15 protein-coding genes are annotated in these 15,256 nt (G+C 67.8%); 8 read left to right on the forward strand and 7 right to left on the reverse strand.

Going from position 1 to position 15,256, the window contains the following annotated elements:
• The 3 genes from VGN82_RS06400 to VGN82_RS06410 form a co-directional block, all read right to left on the reverse strand.
• Positions 1-1,695 (reverse strand): AMP-binding protein, encoded by a 1,695-nt coding sequence (locus VGN82_RS06400; RefSeq protein WP_327526165.1) that lies wholly within the window; start codon positions 1,693-1,695, stop codon positions 1-3.
• Positions 1,696-1,891: 196 nt separating this feature from the next.
• Positions 1,892-2,428 (reverse strand): general stress protein, encoded by a 537-nt coding sequence (locus tag VGN82_RS06405; RefSeq protein ID WP_327526166.1) that lies wholly within the window; start codon positions 2,426-2,428, stop codon positions 1,892-1,894.
• Positions 2,429-2,468: 40 nt separating this feature from the next.
• Positions 2,469-2,768, reverse strand: coding sequence for a PepSY domain-containing protein (locus tag VGN82_RS06410; protein WP_327526167.1), 300 nt, complete (start codon positions 2,766-2,768; stop codon positions 2,469-2,471).
• 177 nt (positions 2,769-2,945) lie between these two features.
• Here VGN82_RS06410 and VGN82_RS06415 point away from each other — a divergent pair, with 177 nt between their 5' ends.
• Positions 2,946-3,137, forward strand: coding sequence for a hypothetical protein (locus tag VGN82_RS06415; RefSeq protein WP_327526168.1), 192 nt, complete (start codon positions 2,946-2,948; stop codon positions 3,135-3,137).
• 43 nt (positions 3,138-3,180) lie between these two features.
• A complete protein-coding gene (locus VGN82_RS06420) occupies positions 3,181-3,777 on the forward strand; it encodes an SCO family protein (RefSeq protein WP_327526472.1) in 597 nt (198 codons plus the stop codon).
• On the opposite strand, the gene VGN82_RS06425 is transcribed toward VGN82_RS06420, so the two are convergent.
• The 3 genes from VGN82_RS06425 to VGN82_RS06435 all read right to left on the reverse strand — a co-directional run bounded on the left by VGN82_RS06425 (position 3,768) and on the right by VGN82_RS06435 (position 7,712).
• The gene (locus tag VGN82_RS06425) at positions 3,768-5,627 is read right to left on the reverse strand and encodes a glycosyltransferase (RefSeq protein WP_327526169.1); all 1,860 of its coding nucleotides are present in this window, start codon (positions 5,625-5,627) and stop codon (positions 3,768-3,770) included. The genes VGN82_RS06420 and VGN82_RS06425 overlap by 10 nt on opposite strands.
• Before the next feature lie 154 nt (positions 5,628-5,781).
• Entirely contained in the window at positions 5,782-7,029 is a 1,248-nt protein-coding gene (trpB, locus tag VGN82_RS06430; protein WP_327526170.1) for a tryptophan synthase subunit beta, read from the reverse strand.
• Complete coding sequence (locus tag VGN82_RS06435) at positions 7,026-7,712, reverse strand: phosphoribosylanthranilate isomerase (RefSeq protein WP_327526171.1); 687 nt, start codon at positions 7,710-7,712, stop codon at positions 7,026-7,028. Before VGN82_RS06435 ends, trpB begins: the two co-directional genes overlap by 4 nt.
• A 114-nt stretch (positions 7,713-7,826) precedes the next feature.
• Between VGN82_RS06435 and VGN82_RS06440 the strand changes: the two genes are divergently transcribed.
• From VGN82_RS06440 to VGN82_RS06450, 3 genes are all read left to right on the forward strand, one after another.
• Positions 7,827-9,128 carry a TAXI family TRAP transporter solute-binding subunit gene (locus VGN82_RS06440; protein WP_327526172.1) on the forward strand — a complete coding sequence of 434 codons (1,302 nt, stop codon included), beginning with the start codon at positions 7,827-7,829 and terminating at the stop codon, positions 9,126-9,128.
• A gap of 250 nt (positions 9,129-9,378) precedes the next feature.
• Positions 9,379-11,202 (forward strand): translational GTPase TypA, encoded by a 1,824-nt coding sequence (typA, locus tag VGN82_RS06445; protein WP_327526473.1) that lies wholly within the window; start codon positions 9,379-9,381, stop codon positions 11,200-11,202.
• Positions 11,203-11,237: 35 nt separating this feature from the next.
• Entirely contained in the window at positions 11,238-11,786 is a 549-nt protein-coding gene (locus VGN82_RS06450) for an ATP-binding protein (RefSeq protein ID WP_327526173.1), read from the forward strand.
• Positions 11,787-11,808: 22 nt separating this feature from the next.
• Here VGN82_RS06450 and VGN82_RS06455 read toward each other — a convergent pair whose 3' ends face one another.
• Positions 11,809-12,648, reverse strand: a complete 840-nt coding sequence (locus VGN82_RS06455; protein ID WP_327526174.1) for a universal stress protein — start codon at positions 12,646-12,648, stop codon at positions 11,809-11,811.
• A 135-nt stretch (positions 12,649-12,783) separates the two neighbouring features.
• Here VGN82_RS06455 and VGN82_RS06460 point away from each other — a divergent pair, with 135 nt between their 5' ends.
• The 3 genes from VGN82_RS06460 (at position 12,784) to VGN82_RS06470 (ending at position 15,113) form a co-directional block, all read left to right on the forward strand.
• Positions 12,784-13,188 (forward strand): hypothetical protein, encoded by a 405-nt coding sequence (locus VGN82_RS06460; protein ID WP_327526176.1) that lies wholly within the window; start codon positions 12,784-12,786, stop codon positions 13,186-13,188.
• Positions 13,189-13,227: 39 nt separating this feature from the next.
• Entirely contained in the window at positions 13,228-14,073 is an 846-nt protein-coding gene (locus VGN82_RS06465; protein WP_327526177.1) for a universal stress protein, read from the forward strand.
• Positions 14,074-14,180: 107 nt separating this feature from the next.
• On the forward strand, positions 14,181-15,113 hold the full coding sequence (locus VGN82_RS06470; RefSeq protein ID WP_327526178.1) for an aldo/keto reductase: 933 nt from the start codon (positions 14,181-14,183) through the stop codon (positions 15,111-15,113).
• Positions 15,114-15,256 lie beyond the last annotated feature (143 nt).

The following is a 15,256-nucleotide window of genomic DNA, read 5'->3' on the forward strand; positions in this document are numbered from 1 at the left end:
TCACAGCAGCGCGCGCAGCTCCTCCTTCTTGACCTTGCCGGTCGCGGTCATCGGCAGGGTGGCGACGAGCCGGATCTCCGGCACCTTGTAGGCGGCCATGCGTTCGCGGCACCAGGCGGTGAGCGCCGCCGCGTCCAGCCTGGCGGCGTCCTCGGCGAGCGCGATGAAGGCGACGGGGACCTGCCCGCGCTCGCTGTCCTCGCGCCCGATGACGCCCGATCCCGCGATGGCGGGGTGCTGGCCTAGCATTGCCTCGATCTCGGCCGGGAACACGCTCATCCCCTTGACCTTGAGCATCTCCTTGCGGCGGCCGAGGAAGTGCAGGTAGCCCTGCTCGTCGATCACGCCGATGTCGCCAGTGTGCAGGAAGCCGTTCCGGATCGACTCGGCCGTCGCCTCGGGCTTGTTCCAGTAGCCCTTGAACAGCGAGGGCGTGCGCACGCAGAGCTCGCCGGTCTCGCCGAGCGGCATCAGGGCGCCGCTGTCGAAATCGCAGATCTTGAAGTCGGTGCCGGGCACCGGCAATCCGACGAAGACCGGTTGCGACAACAGGTCGAAATCCTCCTGCTGCATCCCGATGGTGAAGCTGTCCATCGTGTGGGTCTCGGTCATCCCCCAGGCGGCCTCGATCATCTCGGCGCCGGTCAGTGCCCGCCAGCGCGCGCGGAAGTCGGGGTTCAGCTTCTTCACGAAGGACGAGACCCGAACCTTCCGCAGCGAGCTCAGGTCGAAGGCGCTCGCCTGCGGATGCTCGAGGATCTCGACCGTGTTGTCGACGAGCAGATAGGCGAAGCTCGCCTTGTAGCGCTCGACCGCGGTCATGAAGCCCACGGCGTCCCAACGCGCCATCAGCACGACGGTCGCGCCGGCGACCATCGGGAAGAGCAGTCCCGTATCCTCGCCCGCGATCCAGAAGATCGGTACGAAATTGACGACGACATCCTCGGGCGAGAGCGCGAAGCTCGCGGCCAGGCTGGTGCCGGCCGTGTAGAGCATGTCGCGCTGGGTGTGGATGCAGCCTTTCGGCATGCCGGTGGTGCCGCCGGTATAGTTCAGCGCGGCCACGGCATCGAGATCGGGCACGAGAGCGGGCGCGGATGCCGTCACTTGCGCCAATGCCGGCAGCAGGTCGATCGCGTCGTCGCAGGCGATCCTCGGCTGGAGCAGGGCCGGCGGCACGGGAATGCTGGGCACATTCGGGAGCATCTCGGCGAAGCTCGTGACGAAGACGGTCTCGACCGGCGTTTGGCCGCGGACCTGGCGCAGCAGCGGCATCAGGCTGTCCAGGCAGACGATGATCTTGGCACCGGTGTCGTTCAGCTCATAGGCGAGCTCGGCCTCGCGAAAGAGCGGGTTCACCGGCACATGCACGGCGCCGAGCTTGAGGATGGCGAAGAAGGCCAGCATGAATTGCGGGCTATTGGGCAAGAACACGGCAACGCGGTCACCGGGTCGAACGCCATGCTTGTGCAAAAGCGACGCGAAGCGCTCGCTCAGATCGTCCAGCTCGCTGTAGCTGACCTCGCGTCCGTAGAAGATGCAGGCCGGCTTGGTGGGCTGTCGCCTGGCCCATTCGCGCAGATGCTCGCTGATTGCGATTTCGCCCAGCGGGTAATGCGGCTGGCGGGCGATGCCCGGGGGCCATGCCGCGCTCTGCAGATCCCGAAGGCGGGCGAAATAGGTCGCTTCAGTCATCGTCATCGTCGGGTAGGCCCGCTGCTGCAGGGTGCCGCGGCGATCGCGACCCCAACGAGGCAGCCTATCGGGTGCGTGCCCTGACGCAAGGTCGTCGGCCCTGCCCTTCGCATCGCGACCCTGCCGGAGCCCTACCCTTTAGACCAACAGCCTCCGGGGCGGGCCCCGGAGGCTGTTGTTTTCGAGGCTGCCGGTCTCAGACGAGCGGCACCTTGTACGGATCGGCCCTCTCGTCGAACCGGGTCCAGCCTTCGCGGCGATACTCGGCCGTGCGCGTGTCGCGATCGATCGGCGTGGCGCCGTCCATGATCGCCTCGACCTCGGCGGCGTGGGCATCGGGGGCCTTCACGGAGACGACGGTGCCGCCGCGACGCACGGTTTCGGCATGGTAATGCGCTTCGCCCTCGTCGACGCCGGCGCTGGTGAACGAGCCCACGAGACCGCCAGCGGCAGCGCCGGCGACCGCACCAGCGGCGGTCGAGGCGAGCCAACCCGCCGCGACGACCGGGCCGATGCCGGGGATCGCAAGCATGCCGAGGCCGGCGAGCAGGCCGGCGGCACCGCCGACGCCGGCACCGATGCCGGCGCCCTCGGCGGCGTTGCTCTCCTTGGTGCGCTCATCGTGGCCGATCACGCTGATATCGGATGACGAGATGCCGGCAGCTTCCAGATTCTCGACGACGGCAGCCGCGGTTTCGTAGCTGTCATAGGAACGGGTGATGATGCGGGTCATTTGGGACCTCCAGAATGCAGGCAGACAGAAGAGGACGAAGTCAGTTGCGGGTGATGTTGCCGCGATAATCGACGGAGACGTTGACCTTGGCGCCGGCATTCATCGCCGAGCCCTTCCAGACCCCGTTCTCGTCCTTCTTGAGGGCCGTGACGTTGGAATAGCCGTTGGCTTCGAGCCGGCTCTTGGCCTGGCCTTCGGTGAAGCTGTTGGCGCCCGGCAAGGGCGCGTTCTTGTCGGCCTCCCCCTTGGGCGCCGGCATGGGCGAGGTCGTCGCGGTCTGTGCCAAGGCGCCGAGGGATGTCACTGAGGCGATCATCGTTGCGAGAAGCAGCTTCTTCATGGTCGTTCTCCAAGGGCTGGCGGCGCTGGCCGCTGTTGCCCAAAGAAACGGCACCCGGCTCGGATCGGTTCCGGAAATAAAAGACGATGAGAGGACGGAACTTCCGAGATCGATCGCATTTCGCCTGCGTCACGAACACCGCTTCCGACCGGAGCGGCGGGCGTTTATGTTGGCGCCATGACACAGGCTCACCATAGCCAGCCCGAGGACAGCGCCGCAGCCGTCGCAGCGGGGCCGTCGCGTCTCGGTATCGCGCTGCTCGCCGGCGGCGCGCTCACCCTGGTGCTGGCCGGCCTGCTGCTCTGGTGGCGCGAGGGCGATCGCCTCTTCACCGACGGCCTCATCGCCGCCATCGTCGCCTGTTTCTGAGAGCGTCAGCTGCCAGCGCCCGGGCTTCGGGGCGCAAACCAGGATCCTTCCCGTGAACCGCCGTCTCGTCCTGCCCCTCGTCGTCTTCCTCGCCGGCGCATTGGCGCTCGCCGCCGCCGCGATCCTGACCTTCTCGCCCAGCCGGCAGGGGCAGTCTGGCACGGCGAGCGTCGGGGGCCCGTTCTCGCTCACCACGCAGGATGGCAAGACACTGACGGACAAGGATCTGCGCGGTGCCCCCTTCCTGGTCTTCTTCGGCTTCGCCCACTGCCCCGACATCTGCCCGACCAAGCTGTTCGAGATTTCCGAGGTGTTGCGGGCGGCCGGCCCGAAGGGCGAGAAGCTGCGCGCGCTGTTCGTGACCGTCGATCCCGAGCGCGACACGCCCGAGGTGATGAAGAGCTATCTCGGCTCCTTCGACCCGCGCATCATCGGCTTGAGCGGTGACCGGCCGGCGATCGATGCCATGATCAAGGCCTATCGCGCCTATGCCCGCAAGGTGCCGACCAAGGACAGCGACTACACCATGGACCATACGGCGCTGGTCTATCTGATGGCGAAGGACGGCAGCTTTGTCGGCGCCTTCAATATCGAGCAGCCGCCGGCTCAGGCGGCGCAGGAGTGGCTGCGTCACCTGTAGGGCGGCTCGGGAGCGGCAAGGGGCGCGCGCTGGCGCGCCAGGCCATGCGTCGTCTTGTTCCACGCAAAGCGGCGTGCCCGATACTCGTAGAGCGCCATCCAGGCGGCGATGCAGACGAGGCCGTAGTAGAACGGCAGCAGCGGCAGGAACAGCAGCAATCGGGGGGCGCGGCGTCGCAACGCGCCGATGGCCGGCGGCAGGAACAGGGCGATCACGCCGAGTGTCCAGACCGTCACCGCTACCGCCGAGGTCAGGTTGCTGAAGGCGCCAGTCGGCGACAGCAGCGAGCCCTCGCGAAGGGCGATGAACGTCGCGGCGGCGAAGGCCGGATAGACCAGCGCGGTCGCGACGGTGCCTAGGCCGAGCGAGAGGAAAGCGAGCGTGGCCGGCAGGCCGGCTTCGTGCAGCGTTCGGATGGGCGCACGCGAATGCGTCACCAGCGTCTGCATGTAGCCCTTGATCCAGCGCGAGCGCTGCCTCAGCCAGGCAGGCAGCGTCAGTGGCGCCTCCTCGCGCGTGTCGGACGGCAGGTCGCCCATGCGGTAGCCCGACCGGACGAGGCGCACGCCGAGATCGGCGTCCTCCGTCACGTTCCAGGCGTCCCAGCCGCCGATCGCCCGCAGCGCCTGCGTGCGGAAATGGTTCGAGGTGCCGCCCAGCATAATCGGCAGCCCGGAGCGCAGCAGCCCGGGGTTCAGCACCTCGAACAGCCCGGCATATTCCAGCGCGAACAGCGCCGGCAGCCATCCCTCATCCGCATGGTCGATCACGAGCCTCGCCTGCAGGCAGGCAAGCTCGTCAGGCGCTCGCAGGAAGCGGGCTGCCGCCATGCGCAATTGCTGCGGATCGGGAATGTCCTCCGCATCGAAGATCGTGAACAGCGCGCCCCGTGCTTCGAGCAGGGCAAGGTTGAGTGCCCGCGGCTTGGTTCGGGGCGGGCCGGGCGGCACGACGGTGACGCTGACATGGGGCGGCAGGGCGATCTGGGCGAGCGCCGTCCGCATGCCGGTGTCGTCGGCTTCTACGAGCAGGCGGATGTCGAGCTTGGCGACAGGATAGTCGAGCGCCGCCAGGGCCGCCAGGAGCTGGAGGAGCACCGCCTCCTCGCGGTGGAGCGGCACCGCGACGGTATAGACCGGCAACCGCGCATCATCGACGCGCCAGCGATGCTCCTGCCATAGGTCCGGCGCGGGCCGCTCGATCGCGGCAGCCAGCCGCAACAGGATCAGGCCGAGGAACACTGGCCCGAGCAGCGATGCGATGCCGAAGAATGTCTCCAGCGGCGCGACGACCCCGCCGATCGCGGCACTTGCAGCTCCAAGCGCCACGGCAATGCGCTGCCCGCGTGTCGCGCCGGTGCGGGCGCTGTCACGGCCGAGCCCGGCCTCATCGAGATCGGCGACCCGGCGGGCCAGCGTGGCGCCGTTGGCGCGGCGCAGCGCGTCGCCGAACCGACGCGGCGTGACGATGGCGATGTCGTCGCGCTGGCGCGGTCCCGCCTCCAGCATCCGGCGCAGCGCCGGTCCTTCGGGGGCCAGCACGAAGCGCAGGCGTCGCGACGCCTCGCCGGCGGCCGGCGCGATGCCGCCGCGCAGGATCGCAGCATGGTCGCCGCCGGACATGAGATCGAACTCGCCGGTATGGAAGGGCAGGCCGAGCTCGGCGGCGAGGGCGCGGTAGAAGCCGTCCTCGTCGATCAGCCCGCGGGCAAGCACATCTCGCGCCGGCTCGGTGCCGCGTCGGCCGGCCTGCTGCGCGACCAGCGCAAGCGCGGCAGACGCCACGCCATGGCGCGCGAGAAAAGCGATCTCGACCGGCAGACCGGTAGGGGCCTGCGCGCATCCGTCCATCCGGCTGTCGTTACCGCCGCCCCCCAATGGCCCGGTCCCGCCCCACGCAACGACGCGCCGGGAAGGGCCCGGCCACATGACCTATGGTCACTTCTTTGCGGCGAAGAGTCGAGAGGTACTGATCGCGGGCTGTGGGGGCAGCGATGCCCGGCGGTCAGACCCCGCCGAGGATCTCCGCGACTTGCGGGATGTCCTTGTCGCCGCGACCCGAGAGGTTGACCACCATCAGATGGTCCTGCGGCTTCTGGGGAGCGAGATCGGCGACGCGGGCGAGCGCATGGGCGGATTCGAGCGCCGGGATGATGCCTTCCAGCTTCGAGATCAGCTGGAATGCTTCCAGCGCCTCGTCGTCGGTCGCCGAGATGTAGTTCGCGCGGCCGGTCTCGTGCAGCCAGGAATGCTCCGGGCCGATGCCGGGATAGTCGAGCCCGGCCGAGATCGAATGCGCATCCTTGATCTGGCCGTCCTCGTCCATCAGCAGATAGGTCCGGTTGCCGTGCAGGACGCCGGGCTTCCCGCCGGTCAGCGAGGCCGCGTGCAGGCCGGACGGAATGCCATGGCCGGCTGCCTCGACGCCGTAGATCTCGACGGAAGGATCGTCGAGGAAGGGATGGAACAGGCCCATCGCGTTCGAGCCGCCGCCGATGCAGGCGACCAGCGAATCCGGCAGGCGCCCTTCGAGCTCCAGCATCTGCGCGCGCGTCTCGTTGCCGATCACGCACTGGAAATCGCGAACCATAGCGGGGTAGGGATGCGGGCCGGCGACCGTCCCGATGCAGTAGAACGTCGTCGCGACATTGGTGACCCAGTCGCGCAGGGCCTCGTTCATCGCATCCTTCAGCGTCTTGGTGCCGGACTCGACCGGCACCACGGTCGCCCCGAGCATCTTCATCCGGAAGACGTTGGGCGCCTGCCGGGCGACGTCGACGGCGCCCATATAGACGATGCATTCCAGCCCGTAGCGGGCGCAGAGGGTGGCGGTGGCGACGCCGTGCTGGCCGGCACCCGTCTCGGCGATGATGCGCTTCTTGCCCATGCGCCGTGCCAGCAGGATCTGGCCGAGCACATTGTTCACCTTGTGCGAACCGGTGTGGTTCAGCTCCTCGCGCTTCAGGTAGATCTTGGCGCCGCCCGGCTGGCCGGCGGCGGCCGCCTTGCTGCGGAAGTGTTCGGTCAGGCGCTCGGCGAAATAGAGCGGCGAGGGGCGGCCGACATAATGCTTCAGCCCATTGGCGGTCTCGGCGTGATAGGCCGGGTCCGCCTTCGCGGCCTCATAGGCCTGTTCCAGCTCGAGGATCAGCGGCATCAGCGTTTCGGCGACGAAGCGGCCTCCGAACATGCCGAAGCGGCCGTTCTCGTCGGGGCCGTTGCGGTAGGTGTTGGGGGTCTGGGGCGCGTTCATGTCCGGCCTGCCTCTGTTGTCGCTGTCGCGGCGGCGCGTGCCGCTGCGACGAAATCCCTGATCCGGCCGCTGTCCTTGATGCCGGGCGCACTCTCGACACCGGAGGAGACGTCGACGCCCCACGGCCGCACGATGGTGATCGCCTGGCCGACATTCGCCGGATCGAGCCCGCCCGATAGCATGAAGCCCAAAGCGGGGTCGAGCGCGGCCAGCAGGCTCCAGTCGAAGACTTTGCCATGCCCGCCCGGATAGGCCGCGCCCTTGGGCGGCTTGGCATCGAGCAGGATGCGGTCCGCGACATCGCGATAGGCCGCGACCTCGGCGAGATCATCGGCGCTGGCGATGCCGAGTGCCTTCATCACGGGCAGGCCTGTCGCGGCCTTGATTTCGCGGATTTGGGCCGGCGTCTCCGCGCCGTGCAGCTGCAGCCAGTCGGGGCGCAGCGTCTTGGCCAGTTCGACCGCCCGCGCCATGTCCCAATCGACGATGAGCGCGACGATCTGCGCGCGGCTCCGGGCCATCGCGGCCAGTTCGGTGGCGCGTTCGAGCGTGACATAGCGCGGGCTCTTCGGATGGAAGTTGAGGCCGATCATGTCGGCTCCCGCGTCCAGGGCCGCGCGTAGCGTCTCCGGCGTCGAGAGGCCGCAGATCTTGACCGCCAGGGGAGAACTCGATGCTGACATGGCCTCGCCTTAGCACGAAGGTGATCGGCGCCGCACTTGCGACATGATGGCAGACAAAGCAATGCTGATCGTCGAGGCAACGGGCCAGAGCGGCGGCAGAGCGGGCAGATTCAATTGTTCGGCAGGGGACGGCGCCGTTTCACGATCCTGGCGGGGCTGCTGGCGATGTCCGGCATCACCGCGGCAATCTTCTATGTCGTCAGCCAGCCGCGGACGCTGCGCCTCGCCGTCGGCCCGCTCGGTTCCGAGGATGCCCGTATGGCTGCGGGCTTCGTGCAGGGGCTGAACCGCGAGAAATCGCAGATCCGTCTCCGGCTCATCCTCACCGAAGGCTCGGAAGAAAGTGCCCGCAAGGTCGATGGCGGCGACGCCGAGCTCGCGATCGTCCGCCCCGACATCGCCCTGCCGGCCAAGGCCGACACGGCCCTGATCACGCGCCGTTCCTTTCCCTTCCTGATCACGGACAAGGACAGCGCGATCGGCCGTATCGCCGATCTGCGCGGCCGCAAGGTCGGGGTGGTGCGCAATCCCGCCGGCAACGTCGCGCTGCTGAAGCTCGTTCTGGCGCAGTACGAGGTCGATCCCAATGAGGTGACGATCGTCGGGCTGACGCCCGACGAGATCGTCCCGGCGGCGAAGGAGCGGCGGATCGACGCCTTCTTCTCGATCACCGCCGTCGGTGCCCGTGCCAGCGGCGACGCATCCGGCCGCCTGCGCTCGGCCTGGGGCGAGGATCCCGTGCTGATCCCGGTCCGCGAGGCTGATGCCCTTTCTGCGCGGGTCCGCACCATCGAGACCGGCGAGATCGTCAGGGGCGCGCTTGGGGGCGATCCGCCGCGTCCGTCGGAGAATCTGCCGACGATCGCGATCACTTCGCGGCTCGTCGCCTCTCAGGATCTGGACGAGGACGTCGTCGGCAGTCTCGTCAGCGCCCTGCTCGGGCTGCGTGTGACGCTCGCTGCAGAGTTGCCGCAGATCCAGGGGCTGGAAACGCCGGCTACCGACAAGGATGCGCCGCTGCCGGTCCATGCCGGAGCCGCTGCCTTCATCGACGGCGAGCAGAAGACCTTCTTCGAGCGCTATGGCGACTGGTTCTATCTCGGCGTGATGGGGATGTCCCTGCTCGGCACCGGCGCCGCCGGTCTTCTCGGGCGCGAAAGCGCGGCGCGGCGCAAGCGGGCGATGATGGGGCTCGACCGCCTGCTCGCGCTCCTGCCCACGATCCGCAGCACCTCGGACATCGAGACGCTCGATCGCTGCCGGGCCGAGGCCGATGCGATCCTGCTGGAGGTGCTCGGCGATTTCGGCCAGGGCGATCTCGATTCATCCGCCGTGGCGGCTTATCGCCTCGTTTTCGATCAGGTCAGCCGCGCCGTGATCGAGGCGCGCATCCGGGCCACGACGGCACAAAGCTGAAGTTCTGGACCGATATCCGGCGCGGCCACACGCTGCGGACCGGTTCCTGGAGCTATTCCGGCCAAGCGAGCCTGCCTCCGCCGGCTATCGCCGTTCACCCTGCGGCAGGCAAAATCGACCGCCACGGTTGCCGAAACGGTCGCCAAGGTTTATGTGCGGCGCAGCGAAATCCAGATTCTCGAAACTAGGGCTGCGCCGACGGGGCTTCGATCCTCGCCGGCTTGTGGCCATGAAAAAGGCCCCGACCCGCATGTCCATGCGCAATATCGCCATCATCGCCCACGTCGACCACGGCAAGACCACGCTCGTCGACAAGCTGCTGCAGCAGTCGGGCACGTACCGCGACAACCAGCGCGTCATCGAGCGCGTGATGGACTCCAACGACCTGGAGAAGGAGCGCGGCATCACGATTCTGGCCAAGGCGACCTCGGTCGTCTGGAAGGACACGCGCATCAACATCGTCGACACCCCCGGCCACGCCGATTTCGGCGGCGAGGTCGAGCGCATCCTCAACATGGTCGACTCGGCCATCGTGCTGGTCGATGCGGCCGAGGGCCCGATGCCGCAGACCAAGTTCGTGGTCTCCAAGGCGTTGAAGCTCGGCCTGCGCCCGATCGTGGCGATCAACAAGGTCGACAAGCCCGACGCCCGCGTCCAGGAGGTCATCAACGAGGTCTTCGATCTCTTCGCCGCGCTCGACGCGACCGACGAGCAGCTCGATTTCCCGATCCTCTACGGTTCGGGCAAGCAGGGCTGGATGGCGCATGATCCCGCTGGCCCGCAGGACCAGGGCCTGGCGCCGATGTACGACCTCATCCTCTCGCATGTGCCGGAGCCCAAGGTCGAGGAAGGTCCGTTCCGCATGATCGGGACGCTGCTCGAGGCCAACCCCTATCTCGGCCGCATCATCACCGGCCGCGTCACCTCGGGCTCGGCCAAGCCGAACCAGTCGATCAAGGTGCTCTCGGGCGACGGCTCGACGGTCGAGACTGGCCGCATCACCAAGATCCTCGCCTTCCGCGGCCTCGAGCGCCAGCCGATCGAGGAGGCCGTCGCCGGCGACATCGTCTCGATCGCGGGCCTGGTGAAGGGCTCCGTCGCCGACACCTTCTGCGACCCCTCGGTCACCGAGCCGATCGAGGCCCAGCCGATCGACCCGCCGACGGTCTCGATGACCTTCATGGTGAATGACTCGCCGCTGGCCGGCACCGAGGGCGACAAGGTCACGACCCGCGTCATCCGCGACCGCCTGTTCAAGGAGGCCGAGGGCAATGTCGCGCTGAAGATCGAGGAAGCCTCCGACAAGGACAGCTACATCGTCTCCGGCCGTGGCGAATTGCAGCTTGCGATCCTGATCGAGACGATGCGTCGCGAGGGCTTCGAACTCGGCGTCTCGCGCCCGCGCGTCGTGCTGAAGCGCGACGAGTCGGGCCAGCTCCTGGAGCCGATCGAGGAGGTCATCATCGACGTCGACGAGGAGCATTCCGGCGTCGTCGTGCAGAAGATGTCCGAGCGCAAGGCCGACATGCTGGAGATGCGGCCGTCCGGCGGCAACCGCCTGCGCCTGATGTTCCACGCTCCGACCCGCGGCCTGATCGGCTATCAGGGCGAACTGCTGACCGACACGCGCGGCACGGCGATCATGAACCGCCTGTTCCACGACTATCTCCCCTACAAGGGCGAGATCGGCGGCCGCCGCAACGGCGTGCTGATCGCGATGGAGACCGGCGAGGCCGTGGCCTATGCGCTGTGGAACCTCGAGGATCGCGGCCCGATGATGATCGAGCCCGGCTGGAAGGTCTATCAGGGCATGATCGTCGGCGAGCACACCCGCGAGAACGATCTCGAGGTGAACGTGCTCAAGGGCAAGAAGCTCACCAACATTCGCACGACGTCGAAGGACGAGGCGGTTCGTCTGACCCCGCCGATCCGCATGACGCTGGAGCGTTCGCTGGCCTGGATCGACGACGACGAGCTGGTCGAGGTGACGCCGAAGTCGATCCGACTGCGCAAGGCCGTGCTCGACCCGAACGAGCGCAAGCGCTCGCAGAAGATGAAGCAGGAAGTGGCCTGATCGCCACCCTGGTTGGCACTCCCGTCGAGATCTTGTTGATCACCGGCCCGGCCGGTGTCGGCAAGTCGACTCTGTGCTGGGAAATGGGCGGTCTGCTGGCTGCGGCCGGCATCGCCCATGCTGCGATCGAGACGGACGAGCTCGATCGCGTCTTCCCGAAGCCCAACGCCGAGGCGCTGGCAACTCTGGCGCCCGGCGCGCGCGATGTCAGCCAGCTCAATCTGGCTGCGCTCTGGAGCACCTATCGCGCGCTCGGGCACCAGCGCCTGCTGATGTCCGGCGTCATGCTCCATGTCGATTTCGACAAGCGCTGGATCCTCGCCGCCATCCCCGATGCGCAGATCACCGTCGTGCGCCTGCGCGCCAGCGACGAGTCTTTGCTGGCACGCCTCGACCAACGGGAACAGGGGGCTGGTCGCGCAGGCCAGATCGAACGCAGCCTGCGGCAGTCACGCAGGATGCGCGATGAGCGGGGCGACGGTTTTCTCCTCATCGACACCGATCAGCGGTCGTCGGCAGAGCTGGCACGCGCCGTTCTGGCACAAAGCGGCTGGCTGAACGCGGCAGACGAGGCCCCGGGCTGATGCCTCCCTGACCGGCTTCCGATCAGTGGCTCATCAGGATCGGCAGGGTGCTGTCCTTGAGCAGCGACTGCGTCACGCCGCCGAGCAGCCATTCTCGCAAGCGTGAATGCTTGTAGGCTCCACAGACCACGAGATCGGCACCGAAGCTCGTCGCCGCGTGCCTGATCTCGCCGGCGACGTCTGGCTGCGTCAGCGCCACGTTGCGCACCGTGACCGCGATGCCGTGCCTCGCCAGGTGAGGCGCCAGATCGGCGCCCGCGATCGAGGTCGAGAGATCCTTCTCGCCGCTGATGGAAAGGATCTCGACCTCGTCGGCCTCATCCAGGAAGGGCATGGCGTCGCCGACCGCGCGCGCGGCGGCGGCGCTGCCGTCCCAGGCGATCAGGACCCGCTTCGCCGAGAAGGTCTCGCAGCTCGGCGGGACGATCAGTACCGGGCGCCCGCTCTCGAACAGCACGGCCTCGATCATGCCGCGGTCGCGCTGCACAGGGTCCTTCTCCATGTCGAGGATTGCGAGATCGTGGACCCGCGCATAGGCCAGCAGCCTGTCGCAGAGGTTGGCGTAGACCAGCGTCGGCGTCTCGACCGTGGTGGTGACGCCGGCGAGATCGGCGCTGCTTTTCGCCTTCTCCGCGAAGGCTTCGGCGAGCGCCTCGATCCGGCGGTTTTCGGTCGCGACCAACTCGGCGCCGAACGCTCCGACCAGCGAAGCCGGAATGGCGTAGCGCATCGAGGCGGCCTGCAGCGTCAGATGCGCGTCGGCCTGCTGCGACAGCGACAGCGCGTAGGCAAGGGCGGAACTCTTCTCGCCGCGCCCCTCTTCGGTGAAGGCGACGAGAACGCTCTTGATCGATTTGAGCATGGCTCAACTCCTCGTGTAAAATCGGCGCCCCGCAGTGTGCCTGAAGACGCCGCCGCCATGTTGCGCTGGATCAATCTGTCTGTCGCGGATCGGTGGAAGACTGCGTCCAAGGACGATCCTTCAGGAGGGGCTCCGATGCTCCAGCGCATTTCACTGCATCTCGGCCGCACCGCCTCGTACCCCGAGGGCAATAGTCGCGACGGTTACGAGATCACCGCACCGCTCGATGCCGAGGGGCGCCTCGTCGCCAGCGAATGGCACGGCGTGCGTGACAGATGCAGGGTGCGGCGCTTTCGCCCGGGCGAACCCGACCGCCATGGCTGGCTCCTGCACCGTGCGGGCGGCGAAGGCGGGGCAAGCTGGGGCATCGACTATGATGACGCTTCCCCCGACGACGACGAGGTCGGCTACAAGCTCGATCGTCATCGCTTCACGCTCGGCGAATACGTCTCGATTCGCGAGCAGGACGGCGATTTCCAGCCCTACAGGGTCGTCGCCATCCGCCCGGCCGGGACGTCCGAGCCAGCCGGCACCCGCTGAGCGGCCCGCAGCAATCCAGAGCCTGACGGAGGTCGTGCCATGTCGTCGATCCGCCCCTCTGCCGAGACTCCGCGCTATGGCGGCGTCCTCGTCCCCGTTCATCTCGGCGCAGGCGCGGAGGCGACGGTCCGCTTCGCCGCCCGCCTCGCCCGGGAGCTGTCCTGCCGGTTGATTGGCACCGGGGGGGACGAGGTCGAGTTGCCCTATTTCGGCGATGGAACGGGCATCGTCGATGCGGTTCTCGTCGAGAATGCGCGCGTTGTCGTGCAGGAGGATCTCGCCAAGGCCGAGGCTCTGTTCCGTCGCGTTGCGGCCGGCGCGGATCTGGTCTGGCGTTGCGCGGTCGAGCAGCCGCGCAGTCTTGTGCTGACGCAGGCCCGCGCCGCCGATCTGGTGATCCTTGCCCGCCAGGGGCCGGATGACGAGGCTCTGGGCCGCATGGGCGTGGCGCCCGGCGACATCGTCCTGGAGCTCGGGCGGCCGGTCCTCGTGGTTCCGCCTGGCGTCGAGACGCTGGCGGCAAGGAGTGTCGTTGTGGCGTGGAAGGATACGCGCGAGGCCCGTCGCGCCGTCCGGGACGCATTGCCCTTCCTGGCGCGTGCCGAATTGGTCAGCGTGTTCACGGTCGGGGCCGATGATGGTGACCACCCGGCGCAGGAGGTCTGCGGCTATCTCGCCCAGCACGGTATCGCGGCTCGTGCCGTGCAGCGGCCCGACCGCGGCGAGTATGTCGTCGACGAGATTGCGGAACTCGTGCGCCAGCAGAGTGCGGATCTGATCGTCGCCGGTGCCTATGGCCACAGCCGCATGCGCGAATGGATCTTCGGCGGCGTCACGCAGGACCTGATCGAGACCACGCCGGTCTGTTGCCTGCTCTCGCACTGAAGGCGGGTCTGCCCTGCGCGAGGCGCAGCTTCGACCGCCGCGCATCGTGGTTGCGGCGGGGCGGCGGCTCTGATCCTGTGTGGCCCTTCCGCAGAAGGACCACATCCATGCAGTTCCGCAATCTCGGCCGCTCGGGCCTGCGCGTTTCGCTCGTCGGCCTCGGCTGCAACAATTTCGGCGGCCGCATCGATGACGAGGCCGCCGCCAAGGTCATCGATGCCGCGATCGAGCACGGCATCACCCTGTTCGACACGGCCGACATCTATGGCGAGAAGGGCGGTTCCGAGACGGCGCTGGGCCGGTTTCTCGGCGCCCGCCGCAAGGACATCGTGCTCGCCTCGAAGTTCGGCATGAAGATGTTCCATGGCGGCGAGGGCGGCTCGCGCCGCTACATCATGGGCGCGGTCGAGGAATCGCTGACCCGGCTCAAGACCGACTGGATCGACCTTTACCAGTTTCACAAGCCCGACCGGCTGACCCCGATCGACGAGACCCTGCGCGCGCTCGAGGATCTCGTTCGGCAGGGCAAGGTCCGCTATATCGGCTGCTCCAACATGCCGGGCTGGCAGATTGCTGATGCGCAATGGACTGCACGCGACCTCGGGATCGGCGGTTTCGCCTCGGCGCAGGACGAATACAGCCTGCTCAAGCGCGGTGCGGAAGCGGACCTGATCCCGGCCATCGGCCATTTCGGCATGGGTCTCCTGCCCTATTTCCCGCTCGCCAACGGTGCGCTCACCGGAAAGTACAAGCGCAACGCCCCGATGCCGGACGGCGCGCGCCTGACGAAGCTGCCGGAACGCGCCGGCCAGATCTTCAGCGACGAGAATTGGACGAAGATCGAGGCGCTGGAGGCATTCTGCGCGGCGCGCGGCAAGACGCTGGTGGAACTGGCCTTCTCCTGGCTCGCCGCCCAGCCGGTCGTCTCCAGCGTCATCGCCGGCGCCACCAAGCCCGAGCAGATCGCCGCCAACGTCAAGGCGGCCGAATGGGCGCTGACGGCCGAGGAGTTGGCTGAGATCGACCGGGTCACGAAGTAGGGGTGGCGTCAGTCTCGGGCCGCGCATGGCGCGGGCCCGGGAATCTCCTGCCGGAGGAGGCCTCCAAGCCTCCTTGTTCCGAGATGCCCGGGTCTGGCCCGAGCATGACGCCTGTTCGATCCTGACAGCTTCTTACGAATCGC

This window comes from Allobosea sp. (assembly GCF_035999205.1).
Taxonomy (GTDB): domain Bacteria; phylum Pseudomonadota; class Alphaproteobacteria; order Rhizobiales; family Beijerinckiaceae; genus Allobosea.

Bases quoted from the DNA above. Each gene is read 5' to 3' on its own strand.
- VGN82_RS06400 (WP_327526165.1), bottom strand. From the start codon at position 1,695: ATGACTGAAGCGACCTATTTCGCCCGCCTTCGGGATCTGCAGAGCGCG.
- VGN82_RS06405 (WP_327526166.1), bottom strand. From the start codon at position 2,428: ATGACCCGCATCATCACCCGTTCCTATGACAGCTACGAAACCGCGGCT.
- VGN82_RS06410 (WP_327526167.1), bottom strand. From the start codon at position 2,768: ATGAAGAAGCTGCTTCTCGCAACGATGATCGCCTCAGTGACATCCCTC.
- VGN82_RS06415 (WP_327526168.1), top strand. From the start codon at position 2,946: ATGACACAGGCTCACCATAGCCAGCCCGAGGACAGCGCCGCAGCCGTC.
- VGN82_RS06425 (WP_327526169.1), bottom strand. From the start codon at position 5,627: ATGGACGGATGCGCGCAGGCCCCTACCGGTCTGCCGGTCGAGATCGCT.
- trpB (WP_327526170.1), bottom strand. From the start codon at position 7,029: ATGAACGCGCCCCAGACCCCCAACACCTACCGCAACGGCCCCGACGAG.
- VGN82_RS06435 (WP_327526171.1), bottom strand. From the start codon at position 7,712: ATGTCAGCATCGAGTTCTCCCCTGGCGGTCAAGATCTGCGGCCTCTCG.
- typA (WP_327526473.1), top strand. From the start codon at position 9,379: ATGTCCATGCGCAATATCGCCATCATCGCCCACGTCGACCACGGCAAG.
- VGN82_RS06455 (WP_327526174.1), bottom strand. From the start codon at position 12,648: ATGCTCAAATCGATCAAGAGCGTTCTCGTCGCCTTCACCGAAGAGGGG.
- VGN82_RS06460 (WP_327526176.1), top strand. From the start codon at position 12,784: ATGCTCCAGCGCATTTCACTGCATCTCGGCCGCACCGCCTCGTACCCC.
- VGN82_RS06465 (WP_327526177.1), top strand. From the start codon at position 13,228: ATGTCGTCGATCCGCCCCTCTGCCGAGACTCCGCGCTATGGCGGCGTC.
- VGN82_RS06470 (WP_327526178.1), top strand. From the start codon at position 14,181: ATGCAGTTCCGCAATCTCGGCCGCTCGGGCCTGCGCGTTTCGCTCGTC.